This window comes from Arcticibacterium sp. GJ41-1 (assembly GCF_055808875.1).
Genome location: NZ_CM147888.1, coordinates 1,687,155 through 1,706,737, shown reverse-complemented (window position 1 = coordinate 1,706,737; position 19,583 = coordinate 1,687,155). Strand labels below are relative to the sequence as shown.

14 protein-coding genes are annotated in these 19,583 nt (G+C 36.2%); 10 read left to right on the top strand and 4 right to left on the bottom strand.

Annotated features, from left to right (window positions below; translation table 11 throughout):
* Positions 1-5 precede the first annotated feature (5 nt).
* Together AC0L6O_RS06820 and AC0L6O_RS06815 are read right to left on the bottom strand one after the other, a co-directional pair.
* Entirely contained in the window at positions 6-1,862 is a 1,857-nt protein-coding gene (locus AC0L6O_RS06820) for a M1 family metallopeptidase (protein ID WP_473307306.1), read from the bottom strand.
* 5 nt (positions 1,863-1,867) lie between these two features.
* The gene (locus AC0L6O_RS06815) at positions 1,868-2,647 is read right to left on the bottom strand and encodes a TatD family hydrolase (RefSeq protein ID WP_473307304.1); all 780 of its coding nucleotides are present in this window, start codon (positions 2,645-2,647) and stop codon (positions 1,868-1,870) included.
* Between the two features lie 141 nt (positions 2,648-2,788).
* On the opposite strand from AC0L6O_RS06815, the gene AC0L6O_RS06810 reads away from it, so the two are divergent.
* The 3 genes from AC0L6O_RS06810 (at position 2,789) to AC0L6O_RS06800 (ending at position 7,843) form a co-directional block, all read left to right on the top strand.
* Positions 2,789-5,236, top strand: a complete 2,448-nt coding sequence (locus AC0L6O_RS06810; RefSeq protein WP_473307303.1) for a bifunctional UDP-N-acetylmuramoyl-tripeptide:D-alanyl-D-alanine ligase/alanine racemase — start codon at positions 2,789-2,791, stop codon at positions 5,234-5,236.
* A 293-nt stretch (positions 5,237-5,529) separates the two neighbouring features.
* On the top strand, positions 5,530-6,465 hold the full coding sequence (locus AC0L6O_RS06805) for a helix-hairpin-helix domain-containing protein (RefSeq protein WP_473307301.1): 936 nt from the start codon (positions 5,530-5,532) through the stop codon (positions 6,463-6,465).
* Between the two features lies 1 nt (position 6,466).
* Complete coding sequence (locus tag AC0L6O_RS06800) at positions 6,467-7,843, top strand: vanadium-dependent haloperoxidase (RefSeq protein WP_473307300.1); 1,377 nt, start codon at positions 6,467-6,469, stop codon at positions 7,841-7,843.
* A 2-nt stretch (positions 7,844-7,845) separates the two neighbouring features.
* Here AC0L6O_RS06800 and AC0L6O_RS06795 read toward each other — a convergent pair whose 3' ends face one another.
* Positions 7,846-8,565, bottom strand: coding sequence for an LOG family protein (locus AC0L6O_RS06795; protein WP_473307299.1), 720 nt, complete (start codon positions 8,563-8,565; stop codon positions 7,846-7,848).
* Positions 8,566-8,644: 79 nt separating this feature from the next.
* On the opposite strand from AC0L6O_RS06795, the gene rpiB reads away from it, so the two are divergent.
* Complete coding sequence (gene rpiB, locus AC0L6O_RS06790) at positions 8,645-9,076, top strand: ribose 5-phosphate isomerase B (RefSeq protein ID WP_473307298.1); 432 nt, start codon at positions 8,645-8,647, stop codon at positions 9,074-9,076.
* A 261-nt stretch (positions 9,077-9,337) separates the two neighbouring features.
* Here the strand turns inward: rpiB and AC0L6O_RS06785 are convergent, their stop codons facing one another.
* Complete coding sequence (locus AC0L6O_RS06785; protein ID WP_473307296.1) at positions 9,338-10,747, bottom strand: hypothetical protein; 1,410 nt, start codon at positions 10,745-10,747, stop codon at positions 9,338-9,340.
* A gap of 115 nt (positions 10,748-10,862) precedes the next feature.
* On the opposite strand from AC0L6O_RS06785, the gene rbfA reads away from it, so the two are divergent.
* The 6 genes from rbfA (at position 10,863) to AC0L6O_RS06755 (ending at position 19,491) form a co-directional block, all read left to right on the top strand.
* Positions 10,863-11,252 carry a 30S ribosome-binding factor RbfA gene (rbfA, locus tag AC0L6O_RS06780; RefSeq protein ID WP_473307295.1) on the top strand — a complete coding sequence of 130 codons (390 nt, stop codon included), beginning with the start codon at positions 10,863-10,865 and terminating at the stop codon, positions 11,250-11,252.
* A gap of 9 nt (positions 11,253-11,261) precedes the next feature.
* On the top strand, positions 11,262-12,491 hold the full coding sequence (locus AC0L6O_RS06775; protein WP_473307294.1) for an FtsX-like permease family protein: 1,230 nt from the start codon (positions 11,262-11,264) through the stop codon (positions 12,489-12,491).
* 3 nt (positions 12,492-12,494) lie between these two features.
* Positions 12,495-12,953: a hypothetical protein gene (locus tag AC0L6O_RS06770; RefSeq protein ID WP_473307293.1), complete on the top strand. Its 459-nt coding sequence runs from the start codon at positions 12,495-12,497 to the stop codon at positions 12,951-12,953.
* 10 nt (positions 12,954-12,963) lie between these two features.
* Positions 12,964-15,435 (top strand): M1 family aminopeptidase, encoded by a 2,472-nt coding sequence (locus tag AC0L6O_RS06765; RefSeq protein WP_473307292.1) that lies wholly within the window; start codon positions 12,964-12,966, stop codon positions 15,433-15,435.
* Positions 15,435-16,445: an SPASM domain-containing protein gene (locus AC0L6O_RS06760; RefSeq protein WP_473307290.1), complete on the top strand. Its 1,011-nt coding sequence runs from the start codon at positions 15,435-15,437 to the stop codon at positions 16,443-16,445. Before AC0L6O_RS06765 ends, AC0L6O_RS06760 begins: the two co-directional genes overlap by 1 nt.
* A gap of 85 nt (positions 16,446-16,530) precedes the next feature.
* Positions 16,531-19,491, top strand: coding sequence for a T9SS type A sorting domain-containing protein (locus AC0L6O_RS06755; RefSeq protein WP_473307288.1), 2,961 nt, complete (start codon positions 16,531-16,533; stop codon positions 19,489-19,491).
* Positions 19,492-19,583: the final 92 nt, after the last annotated feature.

Genomic DNA, 19,583 nt, shown 5'->3' with positions numbered 1-19,583 from the left:
TGCTTTTATCCTATCCAGAATAAGAAGGCGGAAACAAAGTGCTGTAGCCAAAATAAAGCCTTTGTATTATACTTCGCCAAAAATGTATCTGAGGGCTCTACAGCATATTGATTATTAATCAAATTCAAATCCATTAGATTTTTCTTTTGCGGGTCAATTTTGACAAACTTCAACGATTTAGTATAATCGAACTGCTCGCTATACTTTTCACTCTCCCAAACAAAAGCTTCCTCACTACCATCTTCAAAGCCTACTAAAACTTCTACGGGGAATTTAAATTTGCCCTTTCTTTTTAAAATGAAATATGATTCATTCTCTTCATTGCTCAGGGTATCTACGGAGTAATCGCATGAATATGACTTTTCAAAAGCTTGGTTAAAATACCAGTTATAATCTTCACCCAAGACCTCATTCACCTCTAACACAAAATCGCTCAATTTAGGGTGTTTAAATCGCCACTTTTCATAATAGCTTTTCAATACCAAATCCATTTTTTCACGACCTACTAAATTTTCAAAAGACATTAAGATAGTAGCAGTTTTGGTATAGGTTAACTCACCGTAAACACCTTTTGGGTATTTCCATGAAGGTTTATTTATACTTGCCATTTCTGGATATTCCATAGTAACGTATGAGTACCTAGAAGATTCCGTATCGCCAATTTTAAAACCAAAAAGGTCAAACTGTGCTCCGGAACCATAGCTTTCATCCATTATTCTCCCCTCCATATACTGGTTAAAGCCTTCATCTAAAAAAGACTGTTCAAACTCATTACTCGCCAAAATACCTTGGAAATACTGATGCCCTAGCTCATGCACCGTAACCATCTCTGCCATTTTTAACCACTGCCCTACACCCCAATAAGAGCCACAAGTAATAAAAGTAGGATATTCCATTCCCCCTGAGCCGCTACTCTCTACAGGAGGGTCTACCATGGTGAGCGTGCTATATGGATATATCCCCAGTGTTTTTTCAAAATAAGCCATAGACTTTTCTGCAGCATCAAAATACCTTTTAGCCTGTCCAGCATGCTCGGGCTGCATCATGGCTTTCATAGTCACGTGCTTCCATTTTTTCTCAAAAACCTTAAATGTAGGGGAAGCCGTCCAAGCAAAATCATGCACATCATCTGCTTCAAAAACCACAGTTTTTAAACCATTTTTAAGTCGAGTACTTAGTACTTGCTTGCCAGTAGCTCCCACTTTTAAAGACTCGGGCAGCGTAATATTAACTTTGTATTTGCCAAAATCTGCATAAAACTCAGAGTTAGCATGAAACTGATGGCAGTTCCAAGCCCATTTACCCACAGCGTTTTGTTCAAAAACACCAATTTTAGGAAACCACTGCCCTACTAAATAATAATCGTTGGCTCCATAACCTGTTCTCGCAAATACTTTGGGTAATTTAGCTTTAAAGCCAATAGTTAAAACAATAGTCTCTCCCGCTTTCAATTCCTTCTTTAAAGGGACAGAAATTACCGTACGGTCATCTTTATTAAAATCATCTGGCTGAATATATTTTATACCACCTAGCAGTTGCTCTCCACGGTCAGATTTAAAATCAGTAATATAAATATTACCATAACCCGATTTTTTGAAAGTGTTGTTTCTTAGTCTACCGCCAGACTCTTTCATCAAAGTAGATTTCTTATCCCTAAAAGCATTTAAATAGAGATGAAATTGAAGCTCATTGACAGGAACCGGACTTGTATTAGTCCATGTTAAAACTTGCCCACCAAAAAGGGTTTTAGTCTTAGTATCTAAACTGACAGTAATGTCATAATTGGCAATCTCAGGTGCTAAGTTTTGAGCGAAAGATGAACTCGAAATAAAAACTAATAATACTATCCAAACTTTACCCATAAGGCTTATGATATCAATTTAACTGCGTTTTCACTTGTTTTGCTTATAACCTCTTCCTTTTCTATTGTCATAAGAAAAGCCACCCTGTCTGCCACTAAATCTATGTAACTCACTTCGTTTCGTTTTCCCCTATGAGGCACTGGAGCTAAATAGGGAGAATCCGTTTCTAAAACTATGTTTTCCAAAGAAAGGTAAGGCAAAACCTTATCTAAACCTCCATTTTTAAAAGTAGCCACACCGCCAATACCTAATAAAAAATTAAGACTAATTACCCGTTTGGCTTCTTCTAGGTTTCCAGAGAAACAATGAAATATACCTCGTAAATCCTTCCAGCCAAATTCCTCTATAAGCTCGCAGCATCTAATGATAGCGTTATGCTCATTTTTCTTCGAGTTTCTAGAATGTATACAAATTGGAATGTTATATTTCTTTGCTAAAGCTAATTGAGCTAAAAAAGCATCTTCCTGCTCTTTGACAAATGTTAGATCCCAATAAAAATCAAGACCAATCTCGCCAATCATTTTGAAGCTTCTCTTCTCTAGCCAAGAGGCCACTAAATCAAGTTCTTCCTGATAGTCGGCTTTAACATAACAAGGATGCAAACCCATCATAGGCCTACAGAAATCAGGATTTTCCTCCTCTAAGCTAAGCATCCCCCCTATAGTTTCGCTATTGCAGTTCGGCATCCAAATCTCTTTAATTCCCACAGCTCTAGCCCTCGCCAGCATTGCATCTTTGTCTTCCTTAAATTGCTCATCATAAATATGAGCATGCGTCTCTATCATTCTTCTTCACTTATTTGGTTGCAAGTTACCAAATACCCTAGGTTTTAAACAGCCGTTTAATAGAGAAATTCTGATTTTGAATACCTCTCTTTCGTATGATTAAATGTAACTTTGCATTTTACATCACAATAAATTTTAGCAGTGCTTAAGCCTAAAAATAAAATACTTCTTACCGATAGCAGATTCTTATCTCAACCTTCAGAAACCCTTTTCATAGCTATTGAGGGCGACAGGCACAACGGACATTTATTTATAGAACAACTTATCAAAGAAGGTGTTGGAGAGTTTGTGGTACAAAAAGAGTGGCTTGAAAAACATAGTGATTTAGAAAAAAAGGCTACTTTTTGGCCCGTCGAAAACACCATTCAAGCCTTACAATCTTTAGTAAAAAAGCATCGTGAATCCTTTGATTTACCCGTAGTAGGCATTACTGGAAGTAATGGAAAAACCATAGTAAAAGAATGGCTTTCTGTAATTCTTCAGGGAAGTTTCTCTTTAGTAAAGAGTCCTAGGAGCTATAATTCACAAATTGGCGTTCCACTTTCGGCTTGGCAAATAAATGAAAATCATAATTTAGGAATTTTTGAAGCAGGTATTTCGCAACCTGCTGAGATGCAAAAATTACAAGACATTTTACAGCCAGATTATGGGATTTTTACCAATATTGGCTCTGCCCATAATGAAGGCTTTAGAAGTAAAAAACAGAAGATAACCGAAAAGCTTAGGCTTTTCAGGCATAGCAAAGTATTGGTTTACTGCCAAGATTATTTAGAGCTTCACGAAGAAATAAGAATTTTCTTATCTGCTGTCAATCCTAAAATAGAACTGATAGCTTGGTCTAAAAACCAGAAAGGAACTACGCAAATAGAAGTAATAAAAAAGAAAGACTTCAGCTTATTATCTATCTATTGGAACGGTGGAGATTATGCTCTTAGAATACCATTTATTGATGATGCATCTATAGAAAACGTAATTCACTGCTTTTTCACAGCCTTTACACTTTTAAAAGAAAATCATTCCGACAAAGAATGCCTTTCTATCATTCAGGCTGGCATTGACGGTTTAAAACCCGTAGCAATGCGATTAGAGCTGAAAGAAGGTATTAGAAACTGTTATTTGATTGACGACAGTTATAATAACGATTTTGGCGGACTAGCCATGGCTTTAAACTTTATGAACCAACATCACATAAACAGACAGAAAACTGTCATACTTAGTGATGTACTTCAATCTGGCTTAAACGAGCGTGCCTTATATCAACAAATAAACGATTTACTCCTTGGTGCTGGTGTTGAAAAAGTAATAGGTATTGGTCCTGACATTTCAAAAAATGCAGCTTTTATCCGAAACATTGATTGTTACCTATCGGTCAATGAGTTTTTAGAGAAGCATCCGCTCAAATCATTTGAAAACGAATTGATTCTTATCAAAGGAGCTCGAAATTTCTCTTTTGAAAAAATAGTCAAAAAGTTGGTCAGCAAGGCTCATGGAACTGTTTTTGAAATCAATTTGGACGCTATTACTCATAACTTAAATTATTATAAGAGTAAGGTTAAACCCGAAACCAAAATAATGGCGATGGTAAAAGCCTCGGCATACGGCAGTGGCAGCACTGAAATAGCTAGTTTGCTACAGTATCACCGGGTTGACTATTTGGCAGTAGCCTATACAGACGAGGCGGTAGAGCTGCGTCAAAATGGTATAGAATCGCCAATTCTAATATTAAATACGCAGCCAGAAAGTTTTTCGAAGGTTTTAGAATACGATTTAGAACCAGAGCTTTATAGTCTTAAAAATGTAAGAGAATTTTCTGCATTTATAGATGCAGCCCATGTAAGTGACGTCAAGATTAAAGTGCATTTAAAACTGGACACCGGGATGAATAGACTTGGTTTCAAATCAGATGACATTAAGGAGTTAATAAAGTTATTAGAAGCGAACAGTAAGTTAGAAGTGGCGTCTATATTTAGTCACTTAGCTGGAGCAGATAATAAAGCTCACGACTCGTTTTCAAAAGAGCAGATAAATACGTTTAAAGAACTTTCTGATGCAATAATTGAAAAGTTAGGCTACCAGCCACTCCGCCACATTCTTAATTCTGCAGGAATCATTAGATATCCTAATGCAGCTTTTGATATGGTTAGGTTAGGAATTGGTCTTTACGGCATTGAAGCCAATCATCAATCGCAAGAAGACTTACAGACCGTAGGGACTTTAAAAACAACTATCTCTCAAATAAAAACTGTTAAAAAGGGAGAAACTATTGGTTACGGTAGAATTGGGATAGCCAAGTCTGACATAAAAGTGGCAACCATAGCCATAGGTTATGCAGATGGTTTTGACAGACATCTTTCTAACGGAAAAGGCAAGGTATGGGTTAATGGCACCTTATGCCCAACTATAGGCAATGTATGCATGGACATGACCATGATAGACATTACAAACGCCATAGCGGCAGAAGATGATACCGTAGAGATTTTCGGAGCAAATCAGCCTATTTTCAGCATTGCCGAAACTCTTCAAACCATACCTTATGAAATACTAACAAAAATTGGTCACCGCGTTAAACGAGTATTTTTCAAAGAATGAATTCTCTGACTAAAATATTATCAAAAATGGCACTCCTTTTTGGGGTGTCACTTTTATTTTTTTGGCTAGCATTTCAATCTATGTTTGAAAAGGGATACCCTCCAGAAAAGTGTATTTCTACTGCTTCTGGCGGAAATATTTGCTTTAAATTTAGTTCCCTTGTTCTTTTAGGATTTATAGCACTTTCAATCATGGTATACTTTATGTCTAAACTGGAAAAAAGATAAAGCAAGCTTTTTAAAAAGCCCGAATTATTCGTAAATTTCTGATGAGTAACCTACTAACTCATCTACATGACAAAAGTAATTCAATTTCTCAAAGACTATTTTGAGGTTAACAAACACGAATCGTTAAGAATCCTTTGGGGAACTTGTGCTGGAATACTACTCACTTCCGGTGTCATCTTCTTTAATCATTATTTTAGCAACAATGAGATTAAAATTGTGCTTTCCGAATATAACAATCTCGATAAGCCTTTAAGCGAACTTAAATCAAAGGAACGGGATAGGTTTAAATCCAAGATTCCCTCATCTAAAAACTTCAACTACTCCATTTTCAATCCAAATACGGCAACAGAAGAAACATTGCTAAAAAATGGGATACCAAAATATGCGGCCAAAAACCTCATAAATTTCAGAAACAAAGGAAAAGTGTATAAGACTAAAGAAGAATTACTCAAAGTATATGGTCTTAGCGAAAATGTATACAAGCGAATAGAACCCTACATAGACTTACCATCGCAAGAAGATGATAGGGATTACAATAACTTTGAAAGAATTTATGAGGACACCACGAGTGTAAAAATTGCATTTAAAGCCCCCGTCATAGCTCCATTTGATGTAAATTTGGCTTCCATTGAAGATTTAACCCAAATCAGAGGGATTGGCGAAGTTTTTGCCAAAAGAATTATTAAATACCGTGATGGCTTAGGTGGCTTTTATAAATTAGAACAAGTAAAAAACACCTATGGATTATCGGACAGCACTTATAAAGAATTAGTCAAATTTGCTTTTCTTAATGAGCCCCATAAAAAAGTAAAAATTAACAAAATCGAAGCTATTGACTGGAAAATCTCTCTTTTAAAAACCTATCAGAAAAAAGCGATTATTGCCTATAGAAAGCAACATGGTAATTTTGAAACGATAGAAGACTTAAAACCCATTAGAGTTTTAAATCCTGAATTAATAAGAGAACTTTCTCCATACATCGATTTTAGTATCGAAGATTAAAATGAAAAAGAATTTAACCTACCTCCTTGGCATTTTATTATTTGCAAGTTTTCATGCTTGTAAAGAGAAAACCCAAGAAGAAATTATTCCTGAGCCAGAGCCAGAACCCGTAGAACTTTCTATTTCCCCCGAAACGGCATTAAGGTGGTCTGAAGTAACACTTGCGGTGGTTAAAGGGTCGCCTGACAACTCCCCTACTTATGCTTCTAGATGTCTTGGTTACTTTGGATTGACCATGTATGAGTCTACCGTAAAAGGTAGTATTGTTTTCAAGTCTATTACCTCAGACTTAAGTGGTTTAGGGTCTACACCAGACCCAGAAGAAGGCCAAGAAATGAACTGGGAAATAGCTCTAAATGCGGGTCAAAAAGAAATCATTCATGCTTTATATCCCCATGCACCTACCCAAATCAGTGCAAAAATTGATTCACTTTATGACCTAATAATTGCAGAAAAGTTAAAAGATTCTGTAACTCAGGCCACTGTCAATGCTTCTGACCTTTACGGAAAACTAGTGGCTCGTCAAATCTTTGAATGGTCTAAACTAGATAAAGGGCACGAAGGCTTTTTAAAAACCTTTGATTTTGATTATGATTACCCAACAGGTAGAACGTATTGGTCACCACCAGTTGCTGGTCAATCAAGCATTGCCGCCCCTATGCACCCATACTGGGGAGAAAACAGAACTTTTGCCCCAGCAAATTCAGAAATGGAGATACCTGTCTTCATGGAATCAGACAATGATAAAGACAGCCAGTACTACAAAGATATGATGCTGGTTTACGAAAAAAACATTTCGCTTACACAGGAAGAAAAGGAAATAGCATTATGGTGGGGAGATGACCCTGCCGTTTCTTCAAGCCCTCCAGGTCACTCTTATTATTTAACAGCTGGTTTGATAAAAGAAAAGCAAAATAACCTTTTTGAGGCCACTTCTGCTTTTGCTAAAGTAGGAATGTCTACTGCAGATGCTTTTATTAACGTATGGAAATGCAAATACTTTTACCATGCAGAAAGACCTAAAAACTTTATTTCAAGAAATATAGATGGCAGGTTTGTTCAGTTTTGGCCAGAGCCACCTTTCCCAGCTTTTACATCAGGGCATTCGTCTCAAATAGCTGCTACTGCTACTGCTTTAATTGATGTTTTCGGCAACGAAAATAAAATCTCAGATGATTTCCACACAGGAAGACCTTGGGATAGTATTAGAAAAGTGGAATTCAAAACTCGCAATTTTGATACTATCTGGGAACTAGCCGAAGAGTGTGGATATTCTAGAATTCTAGGCGGCATTCATACACCTCAAGACAACATAGTTGGATTAGATGAGGGTAAGAAAATTGCCGAAAACATCAATTCTTTTGACTGGAAATACTAAGCTTAGAAGTTAGGTTTAAGCATGTATTTGTCATAAAACTCTGTAATAACATTGATGGCATCGTCTGGTGAATCTACTAGTTTTACCAAGTCGATGTCTTCAGGACTAATATTACCACCCTCGTCTCCCATCACATTTTTTATCCATTCTAAAAGGCCTCCCCAGTAAGAAATACCTACAAGGACTATTGGAAACCTTCCAACTTTCTTAGTTTGAATAAGTGTTAAAGCTTCAAAAAGCTCGTCCATAGTTCCAAAACCACCAGGCATCACAATGAAACCCTGAGAATATTTCATAAAGCAGACTTTACGAGCAAAGAAATAATCAAAGTTGATACTCTTATCTACGTCCACATATTTGTTAGGAACGGCCTCAAAAGGCAACTTAATATTCAGTCCAATTGACTTTCCTCCACTTTGCTGAGCACCTTTATTACCCGCTTCCATAATCCCAGGCCCGCCACCAGTTATAACACCATAGCCTTTCTCCACTAATTTCTCAGCTATTTCTACAGACATCTTGTAATATTTATGGTCAGGTTTTGTTCTTGCCGAACCAAAAATTGATACGCTAGGACCAATTTTGGCCATTTTATCATAACCTTCTACAAATTCCGCAATAGCCTTAAATATCTGCCAGCTGTCTTGGCTCTGAATCTCGCTCCAATCCTTTTCAGCAAAAGCCTTTTTGATTTTTATTTCTTCTTCGTTATTATTTAACATAGTTCGTTGATTGATTTTATAAAGTCTTGTACTTTTACCCGTGAAACGTAAGTACGCTTTAAAAATAGATAATTCTAAGATGAAAATAGCAATTGGAGGAGATCATGCAGGTTTTGATTACAAAAAGTTAATTCTTAACTGGATGCAAGGGCAAAACTTTGAAACAGCAGATTTTGGACCTTACTCTACAGACTCCTTTGACTACCCTGACTCTGTACATCCATTATGCGATGCTATTGAAAAAGGCGAATACGAATTTGGTATTTTAATTTGTGGTAGCGGTAACGGCGTTTGCATGACTGCAAATAAACATCAAGGCATAAGAGCTGGCTTAGCTTGGGATTTAGAGGTAGTAAAGCTTATTAGATTACATAACAATGCCAATGTTATCTGTATTCCAGCAAGATTTGTTTCAGAAGAAACTGCTCTAGAGTTTGTCAAAACGTTTCTTGCTACCGAATTTGAAGGCGGAAGACATGGCAGAAGAGTTGATAAAATAGCTTGTGCCTAAATACAACTTATCAATAGCACTTTAGCCTTTATAGCAAGACCATATAAATTTGTAGCGATTATAGTTCGTCCATTTTTCAATAAATGGATGCTGATTTGTTGAATACTCTAAGGCTGGTTTTTAATATATTCTGAATACTCGATTGATTACTTCTACCAAAGGGTCTTGCATCTTATTGAGAAAAGGAAAAAAACGATGTAAAATGGATTCTTACCAGAAGATGCTAGGAGGATAAAATCAGGCAAATTAAATATCTAATACTTAGTCTTTCAAACGGAAGTTTCGAGTGCCTGCTACTCGCTCATACTTACGGCCTATTTCAGGTATTCTTCTGAATATTTCAGGAAAAACCTGCTCATTATCAATGATATATTCTGGCATTTCTTTCTGAAAAATAGCATCTATATTTATTAAACTCTCATAGATATCAGCGTGGTCTAAGTCAAATTTAGAAACGCTCCAGTTCAAATAAGGCGAACCAGATTTGGCTTGAAAATAATCATCGTTCTTAGACCCAGTGATTAGGATAGCTTTATCTATTATGTATGACTTCTCTGTTTCCTTCTCTATTCGCAAGTCGGCCAAATGCGTATAACCTTTACCCACAAAAGGACTAACACCAAAGTTATTTATCAAAACCACTAGCGTTAGAAAAACCAAAAACAAGATTTCTGGAAAAGCAGTACCCTTCAGATGCAAGAAATAGCCAGCCATAAAAAAGCCTAAAAAGGGAGAAATACATAACAGCTGATAAGTAGCTAAATTATCAGAAAGTAAGAATGCTAATAAGGCAAAAATGCCTAAAAGCACCATTATTTGCTGTTTCCTGTTTTGAAAGTTAGAATAACGAGTATTCCCAAAAACCTTAAACATTCCGAAAATGGCGAGTAGCAGAGGTAGTCCATAGACTAATAACACCTCAAATACTTCTATTCTTTTTAAGAACTCTAGGCTAGCCCCTTTTTGAATCCAAAACCCGTAAAACTCTGGAAAAGCCCCTAGCACATAAAAGAAAAGAGCTGAGACAAAAATCGGTAAAACAAAACCTAATACTAATAAAAGCACTTGGTTAAATTTAACAGGTGTAAACATTATCAAACTCAATAAAGCCCAAACTAAAAAGACAGGAAAAGGATACCAGAATAAAGAACCTATACCCAAAAACAAACCCATCTCAAAAACGGGCTCTGAACTCCCATCATTATTTTCAATATGACGGAAAATACTATTTATGGCAAGTAGCAAAAATGTGGTAGCTAATAATGCTGGAGAGAGCTTATTGGCGTCAAAAGAAAGAGATACTGCTATGGCATAAAATAAACCAGGCAGATAGTTACGCTCCACAAAAGCCTTATTATTATTTACTATAAGAGTAAATAAGATAGTTTGAATAAAGACCAAACAGAAAGCCACTATTTCCTGATAAAACTGCCCTCTACCCAATAAAAAATGAACCAGGCCATAGAAATAAGCACTTAGTGGTCCAGTATTGGTCCAAATCTCGCTGTACAAACTTTTATCTGAATTTAAGCGTTCGCCTATCAACAGCCATTCTAACTCTGTATTTAAAACTGGTAGCACGTTTAAAATGTAAAGCATCTTAAACAGCATCAGTAATACTAGAATAGAAAAAACGTGGAAAAAGGTATTTGCTCTAAAGAAGGTTATCAAAAGCCTTGTTTTTTATCAATTGAAAAGGCAAAATTATACTTTTGACAAGCGATTAACCAAAATAAACCAAGATATTTGCAAAGAATTAGCATAGTGCATTTTACACTTCACATTCATGGAAAATAAGAGACCAAAACAAATAGCCCGTCAGATTCAAAAAGACCTTGGAGAAATTTTCCAAAAAGACCTCAAGGATGTCATTGGCAGCTCTTTTGTAACCATTACTGATGTTCAAACTACACCAGACTTGGCCATAGCCCGCATCTACCTAAGCTTTATGATGGTAGATAATAAGGAGGAGCTTCTTGAAAAAATCAAAGATAACGGAAAGAAGATTCGTGGACTTTTTGGAAACAGAGTAAGAAATCAGTTTAGAATAGTACCAAACTTTCAGTTTTATATTGACGAAACGGCAGAGTACGCTCAAAAAATGGATGAGCTTTTCTCCACTTTAGATATTCCTTCAGAAGAAACTGATTTAGACGAAGACGTCTACCCTAATTAAGAGCTCTACATGAACTTGTCTTTTCACATTGCGAAAAAGTATTTTTTCTCTCGAAAGAAAAGGAGTTTCATTCATTTCATTTCGTTGATTTCGATGCTGGGCGTATGCGTGGGTACAGCCTCGCTCATCATAGTTTTATCGGTTTTTAATGGCCTAGAAGAGCTTAACAGAACTATTTTCAAAAGTAGTGACCCCGACGTTAAGGTTAAATCTGCCAATTCAAAGGCTTTCGATTTTGACCCAGAAGCATTTCAAAAAATAGTAGAACTTGATAATGTAATCAATGTGATTCAGGTTATTGAGGACAATGCCCTGGCCAGAAGAGAAGATGACCAGATAATAGTTCAGGTCAAAGGCGTTGACAGTACTTTTGAAACGCACTCACAGTTAAAGGAAAGTGTAATTGATGGTGAAATTCTCTTAAAATACGAAGAAGAGAATTATGCCTTTGTAGGTGGTGGCGTTTATAACACCCTAAATCTTCAAACTTTCAACTATCTCAGGCAGCTCGAACTTTGGTATCCTAAGAATCAAAAAATGAATGTTCTTAATCCAGAGAGTAACATCAGTAAGGTTACGTTACCTGTTTCTGGTGCCTTTGTTTTAGAACAACAGTTTGACAACTTGGTCTATATCCCAATAGAGCTAATGGCGAAACTCACCGAAATGGAAGGAGAAAGAACCAGTTATGAAATTCAGGTTGCTAACGAAAACCAAATAGCTCAAGTCAAAAAAGAGATTAAATCTATTTTAGGCGATAGCTTCGAAGTAAAAGATAGAGATGAGCAAAACGCTAGTTTATACCGAGCCATTAAAATTGAAAAACTATTTATTTTTATTGCCTTACTTTTTATTATCGGTATTGCCAGCTTTAATATATTCTTTGCACTCACCATGCTTGTTTTAGACAAAAAAGAAGATATAAAAACGCTATCTGCTTTAGGAGCAAGCGAATCATTGGTAAAAAGAATATTCTTATCAGAAGGAGGAATAATAGCTCTTACTGGAGGAATTATTGGTTTAATAATTGGCGTAGGAATTTGCTGGTCTCAAATGCACTTCGGTTGGTTAAAAATGGGCATGCAATACGCTATCGTAGACGCCTACCCTATTTTATTGAAAACGTCCGATGTAATTATCTCCATTATTGGTATTAGTTTAATTGCTTTCTTGGCCTCGTACTTTCCAGCGAAAAAAGCCGTTAAATTTATGAACGAAACAATAACTACTATTTCTTAGAAAATGAAAAAACTCCTTTTTATAGGGTTAATCCTATTTGGTAATGCGGCGTCTGCTCAGTATTTGCAGCTTTTAGACGCATCCACAAATTGGATTCTTAAAACATCAGACATTAAAGACAACTCTTTGGTATTTGTCAACTATGAAAAAAAGAAAGTTGACCTAAACACCATGATTTGGAAATTTTTACCAAACGGACGTTTGGAATACGATTATCAAAGCAGCGAAACTATTTACGCCTGTGCTGGGGTCAATTTTCTTGACATGGATGTAGACGAATGTCGCTGGACGTATAATCCTTCTACCTTGATTTTAACACTTCAGATAAAAGGCGGCTATGCCAGTTTAGATGATTTTGTTTTTAAGCGAGATTATAAGGTGAGCATGTTAGACGAAAACGACGAGTACGGCTATACCTTGACGCTAGACAAGGAGCAGTATTTTAATGACTTAAATAATTGAAACTATATTCATGAAGAAACTTTCAGGGAGCTTATTTTTTATAATGTTTTTGGTGAGCATTTCTTATGCTCAACAAAATTATAATCCCTCAGAAACAAAACTCTTTGACCTTATTCATACTAAACTTGATGTTAAGCCAGATTGGTCTACAAATCATTTGGAGGCACAGGCTGAATTGACCTTAAAGCCATGGTTTTACCCACAGGAAAACCTGATACTTGATGCCAAAGGTTTTGATATAAAAAAAATAGCCTTAAATAACCAAACTGTTGATTTCAAATACAATGGACTCAAATTAGAGATACCATTGGGCAGACCTTTTAATGCCAAAGAGACTATCAACATAAAAATAAACTACACCGCAAAACCGGACGAACTTGGTAAAATCCCAGCTTTAAAAGACTTAGAATATAAAGGTTTGTATTTCATTAATCCTGACAAAAACAAGCCACAGCAAATTTGGTCTGAAGGAGAAACTGAATACAACTCTTGTTGGTTTCCCACTTTAGATTCGCCAAATCAAAAACATACACAAGAAATTTCTATCACTGTTCCTAAGCAGTTTACCACGCTGTCAAACGGCCTGCTAAAAAACAGCAAAGAAAATGCAGATGGCACCAAAACCGACACTTGGTCTCAAAACATACCACATTCTGTTTATTTGACCATGATAGCTGCTGGTGACTTTAAAAAAGTCACCGATTCGACCTATAAAGCTTTTGAGCTTAGTTATTATGTAGAACCTCAATATGAGAAATACGCCTATCACATTTTTGGTAGAACACCAGAAATGATAAGGTATTTTGAAGAGCTTCTTCAAACCAAGTATCCATGGCAAAAATATGCTCAAATAGCTGTAAGAGACTATGTGAGCGGAGCCATGGAAAACACCTCAGCCACCATTCATGGTAGCGGCATTCAGAAAAACGATAATCAAATAATTGACAATAATGACGACGCCGTAATTGCTCATGAGCTTTTCCATCATTGGTTTGGTAATTTAGTAACGGCAGAATCTTGGGCTAATTTACCTTTGAACGAAGCTTTTGCCGACTACTCTGAATATTTGTGGGCACACCATAAATATGGAAAGGATGAAGGTGATTGGTTAAATTTTACTGCCTTAAATCAATACCTGGATGAAGCAGAAGATAAACAAGAGCCCGTTATTAGATATGGCTATGCCGACAAGGAAGACATGTTTGACAGCCACTCCTACGCTAAAGGCGGTCGTATTTTACATATGTTAAGAAATGAAGTGGGCGACCAAGCCTTCTTTGAAGCTCTAAGGCAATATCTGGAAGAGAATAAATTTGAAAATGCTGAAATAAGTGACCTTAGAGTAGCTTTTGAAAATGTTACGGGTAGAGACCTCAATTGGTTCTTTGACCAATGGTTTTTAAAGAAAGGGCACCCAAGGTTAGCTATCGACTATTCCTACAAATCGGAGGTTTTATCTCTTAATATTAGCCAAACTATTGACTCCTTAAATGACTGGGTATACCAACTACCGCTAGTGGTAGAAATAGGTACAGATGAAGGTTTGACACATAAAAAAGTTTATATAAATAAAGAAAGTCAAACGTTTAGCTTTCAGTTAGAAAACAAACCTACTTACGTGGCTATAGACCCAGACGGATATGCTCTTGCGGTAATTAGTCAAAACCAGAAAACGAAAGAACTAATTAGCCAATTTGAAAATTCTAAATCTGCTATAGCTAGATTTAAGGCCTTTAAAGAAATAACAGCAGAAAAGGAATCAGACAATAATATGGGTCCTAACCCGATGTTTGACAAAGCGAAAAGGAACTTAGCTTTAAAAGCAATGGAAGATGATTTTTGGAAAATAAGAGAACTAGCGGCTCACAAGTTTTTCAATTATGATGGCGACGAGTTTTTAAAGGTTGAAAAAAATCTACAGTCCTTAATTCGGATTGACCCTAGGTCTCAGGTTAGAGGAGCGGCTATTTTAGCCATGAAGAATTTCCTAAACCCTCAAAATGACCTCCTCTTCAGAAAAGCACTAGAAGACACTGCCTATACGGTAAGGGCTGCTGCTTTAGAAGCTATTTTGATTAACCAGCCACCTGATGCAGATGAATTAACAGCGAAATTTGAAAACATTGACGACGTAAATATTTTTTCAGCCGTGGCTGGCTACAAAGCTTTGCAAGGAAAACCTGAAGATTTAGATTGGTTTAAGAATAAATTAGGTCAACTTAGCAGCGGAGAGCTTTACCAAACTATGGGGATTTTTGGTTCCTATCTAGTAAGCACTGATACCGCTACACAGATTGCAAGCATTCCTTTCTTAAAAGATATTGCTGTTCATAACTCTGAATGGTATGGAAGATTTTCTGCCACACAGGCCTTAATGCTTCTAATGGACTTAAAAGATGCAAATAGTGCCTTAAAAGAAGTATTTGCATCAGAAACCGAAGAACGTTTACAATCAATTTATAGTCAAATCCCATTAGATTAATGAATTTGAAAGACCAACTAAATTTTGCAAGCAAACTCACGCCTAAACGAGTGTGGAACGGTTTGTCGATTTTAGGAAGTTACGGCCTTTCAAAACTCACCAAACGTCCAAAAATAGCGGGGCTTCCTTTAGCATTAGGTTTTGAACCGACAACCAGTTGCAACCTCCGCTGTCCTGAGTGCCCCAGCGGGCTTCGGTCATTCACTCGCCCTACTGGCATGCTTCAAAAAGACCTTTACGAGAAAGCAATTGAAGAGCTAAAGGATACATTGATTTATATGACCTTTTACTTTCAGGGAGAGCCTTACCTACATCCAGATTTCCTAGAAATGGTGAAATTTGCTTCAGAAAGGAAAATATACACAGCCACCTCTACCAATGCTCATTATTTGACACCAAACGTGGCAGAGAAAACAGTCAAGTCTGGTATTGACAGAATGATAGTTTCTATTGATGGCACTACCCAAGAAACCTACCAACAGTACCGTGTGGGCGGCAAACTAGAGAAGGTTTTGGAGGGTACGAAAAACTTAATTGAAGCTAAAAAAAGATTAAAATCTAAAACACCCCATGTTATTTTTCAGTTTTTGGTGGTAAAACCAAATGAGCACCAAATAGCCGATGTTTACAAGCTTGCAAATGAATTAGGGGTAGACGAAGTTAAGCTCAAAACTGCTCAAATATATGAGTATGAAAATGGCAATGAACTTATCCCGACCATAGACAAATACTCTCGATATAAAGACAATCAAGACGGTACTTTCAGTATTAAAAACAAACTGCTGGACCACTGCTGGAAAATGTGGCATAGCTGCGTAATCACATGGGATGGCACTTTAGTACCTTGCTGTTTTGACAAAGATGCTGAGCACCCAATGGGTTCTTTGCAAGACCAGTCTTTCAAAGAAGTCTGGAATTCGTCTTCTTATACTAATTTCAGAAGGGCCTTAATTTCATCTCGCTCAGAGGTGGAAATATGCAAGAATTGCAGTGAGGGGGCTTTGGTTTAAGAAGCTTTCAAACTATCTTAGTCAAGCCGACCAAAGGCTGAAATTAAACTATGATTTTCGCAATACATACATCAATATTGGCGATATGAAACAACTTTTATCTCTTCTTCTATTTCTTTGCTTTTTGTCTTCTCCTGTTTTTGCTCAAAATTTCATCGACCAGACTAAGAAGAACACTTTAGATAAAATTTCAAAAGTCAATCAAATAGAACATGCCGATTTTAACCTGGATGGGAATATGGATTTAATGATGTCTGGTAAAGAAATCCTTATTAATGATGGTTCAGGTAATTTCAAAACTCAATTGCTCCAAAACGACCTTGATGACCCTTTCAAGGTTATAGATTTAGATAATGATGGAGATACCGATATTGTTTTCTTGACTATTCTATCCTCAGAGGAAGACGTAAAAAAGTTTTCCTATATCAAGTTCATTAATGATGGAACGGGAAATTTTTCTAAACATTCTATCGATTTAGATATCCCCACACTTCATAATTCCAATTTTGAAATTGGTGACATTGATTCAGATAATGATATTGATCTGATTGTCTCAGGTAGAACGTTAGAAATAGACTCATCAATAAGTATTTATGCCTCTAAAAGCTATCCTCTTACATATCTTTTAGAAAACAAAAATGACACTTCCTTTATTTTATATCCAGAGCAGAACATCTTTGGATGTTATGATGCCAATTCAAAATTAAACGATATTGATGGAGATGGAGATATTGATATAGTTATTGGAGGAAATATTCAATGGCACCCAACATGGCCATCAGCTTATGTCACAAAATTATACATGAATAATGGAACAGGAGTATTTCAGGAAAATATAGGGGCCAAGTTGATTGGGGCTAACAGACCTAAAATAAAGATTAAGGACTTGAATTTAGATGGAAATAAAGATATTATAATCTCAGGTCCTAATGATTATTCCTATTTAACTGAAACTTATCTCAATGATGCAGTAGGTGGTTTCGAAAAGGTAAATAATGAACCTTTTCAGGGCTATAATTCCAATATTGATTTCATTGACATCAATAATGATGGCTTCCCAGATATGTTATTATCTGGCTACAAAAACATCACTAGCCAATTATACCCTCATATAGTATCTGAGCTGAATTTATACATTAATCAAAAAAATGGAAGGTTCTTAAAAGATACTGTTCAGAACCTTGTCAATGTGACGGGTGAGTTGAAAGTCGTAGATCTGGACAATGATGGTAATTTAGACTTCATAGTTAATGGATATCGTAATGAAGCTCGTGGGTCTTGGTATGAAAATTATGTATACAAAAATGGTGGTAATGGTAGATTTATCTTGGAGAGAGGAAAGCTTTTTGGAGAACTTGTAAATCCAGCAAGCAGCTTCATCCATTTGAATAATGACCAATACCCTGACCTTATATTATCAGGAGAAAATCAGGCAGGAGACCCACAAACTTTATTGTTTTTGAATAAAAAAAACGGTGAGTTTATGCCTTTCAATAATACCCAATTTCCTAATTTAAAAAATGCATTTTTACTAAATTCTGATTTTAATAATGACAAAAATGACGACCTTTTTATGTCTGGAATCGACGCTGATGGTGGTAGTTTTTCAAAAGTATTTATTAAAACTGACTCTGGAAATTATACAGAACAAGCTTTTCTAGGCTTCAAGGAAGAAATAGTGGAAAGAATAAAAATGGCGGACATCAATGGAGATGCCATCAATGACTTTGGAATTTCGGGCATGAACAATCAAAAACCATTTCTCTATTTATACTTAGGATTAGAGAATGGCACCTTTACCAAAGTTGACTATTCAGAGTTATTGTCTGGTTTGCAATATCAATTTGATTTCGGTTTCATCAATGATGATCAATTACCAGATTTATTTTTGAGCCCATCCATTTGGCTTTCAGAAGAGGGATACAATACCAAAGCATTCTTTAATTCAAATGGCTCCTTTAGCCTCGAAGACATTGAATTTTATGATTTGCAACTAAGTGGAAGTCCGACGGGTTTGAAAACTTTAATTGATATTGATGGTGATGGCGATCATGACATTTTTAACGAAAGACATTACGGTTGGCAAAGTGAATCTACCTCCGCATTTTTTAGAAATGACGCCGGCCAATTCAAAGCAATAAGTTCTCAGAAAAGCTTCGGTAATGCTGGTACAGCTGTAGCTGACTTTAATAATGACCTAACAAATGATCTAATAGCTATTGGTCGTGGAAAAGGGAGTTATAGTAGGGTTCATGCAAATATTACCTTTTATGAATATAATTCCAGTCTTTTTATTAATGTTGAAAACAGAAGATTCAAAGAAACCTGTGACAATTTTAAAACACTTGCAACCGCCAATATCATTGCTAAAGACATTGATTTAGATGGAGATATTGATTTATTTGTTTCTGGAACAGATTTGGTAGGTTTACCCGATGCCAGAATATATTTAAATGATGGCAGTGCATCACGCTATTCCATTGATGAGGTAAAGAGCTGTGACTCTAGTTATACCTGGATAAACGGAGAGACATTTTATAGTAGCAATTACAATGCTGAATATATTGCAACTGGTGACAGTATTTCCCCCCGCTCTGAATGTAATCCAACAGTTTTACTCTATCTCAATCTGTTCAAACCTTCATTCTATTCAGACACTGTAAACGCCACAGGCGAATACCAATGGATAGACGGCAATACATATTATGAAAGTAATAACACCGCCACCTACACTTTAACAAATCAGTCTGGCTGTGACTCTACTGTTAGCCTAAATCTCACACTGATTCCATTAGCAAATGAGTTGGAATCATCAATAGTACTTTATCCTAACCCAAGCGGAGAACATCTAAAGCTTGACCTTGGGTATGAGCCTGAAGAAAACTTTGAATATCAGATTTTCAATGCTTCAGGTTTAGAGATAAAAACTTGGGAAAGCAGTCTCAAAGAACAAGTGATTGACATTAGCAGATTACCTTTAGGAACCTATATTATCAAATACCAAGAAGGACTTAAGAGTGAGTCTTTGAAGTTTGTTAAGCGATGAGTTTAGATGGATAATCTTTTTAGTAATAATTTACCTGAATTGTGAATCATTTAATTAGAAGGGATTATATTGGATTCAAATAAACCCGAATC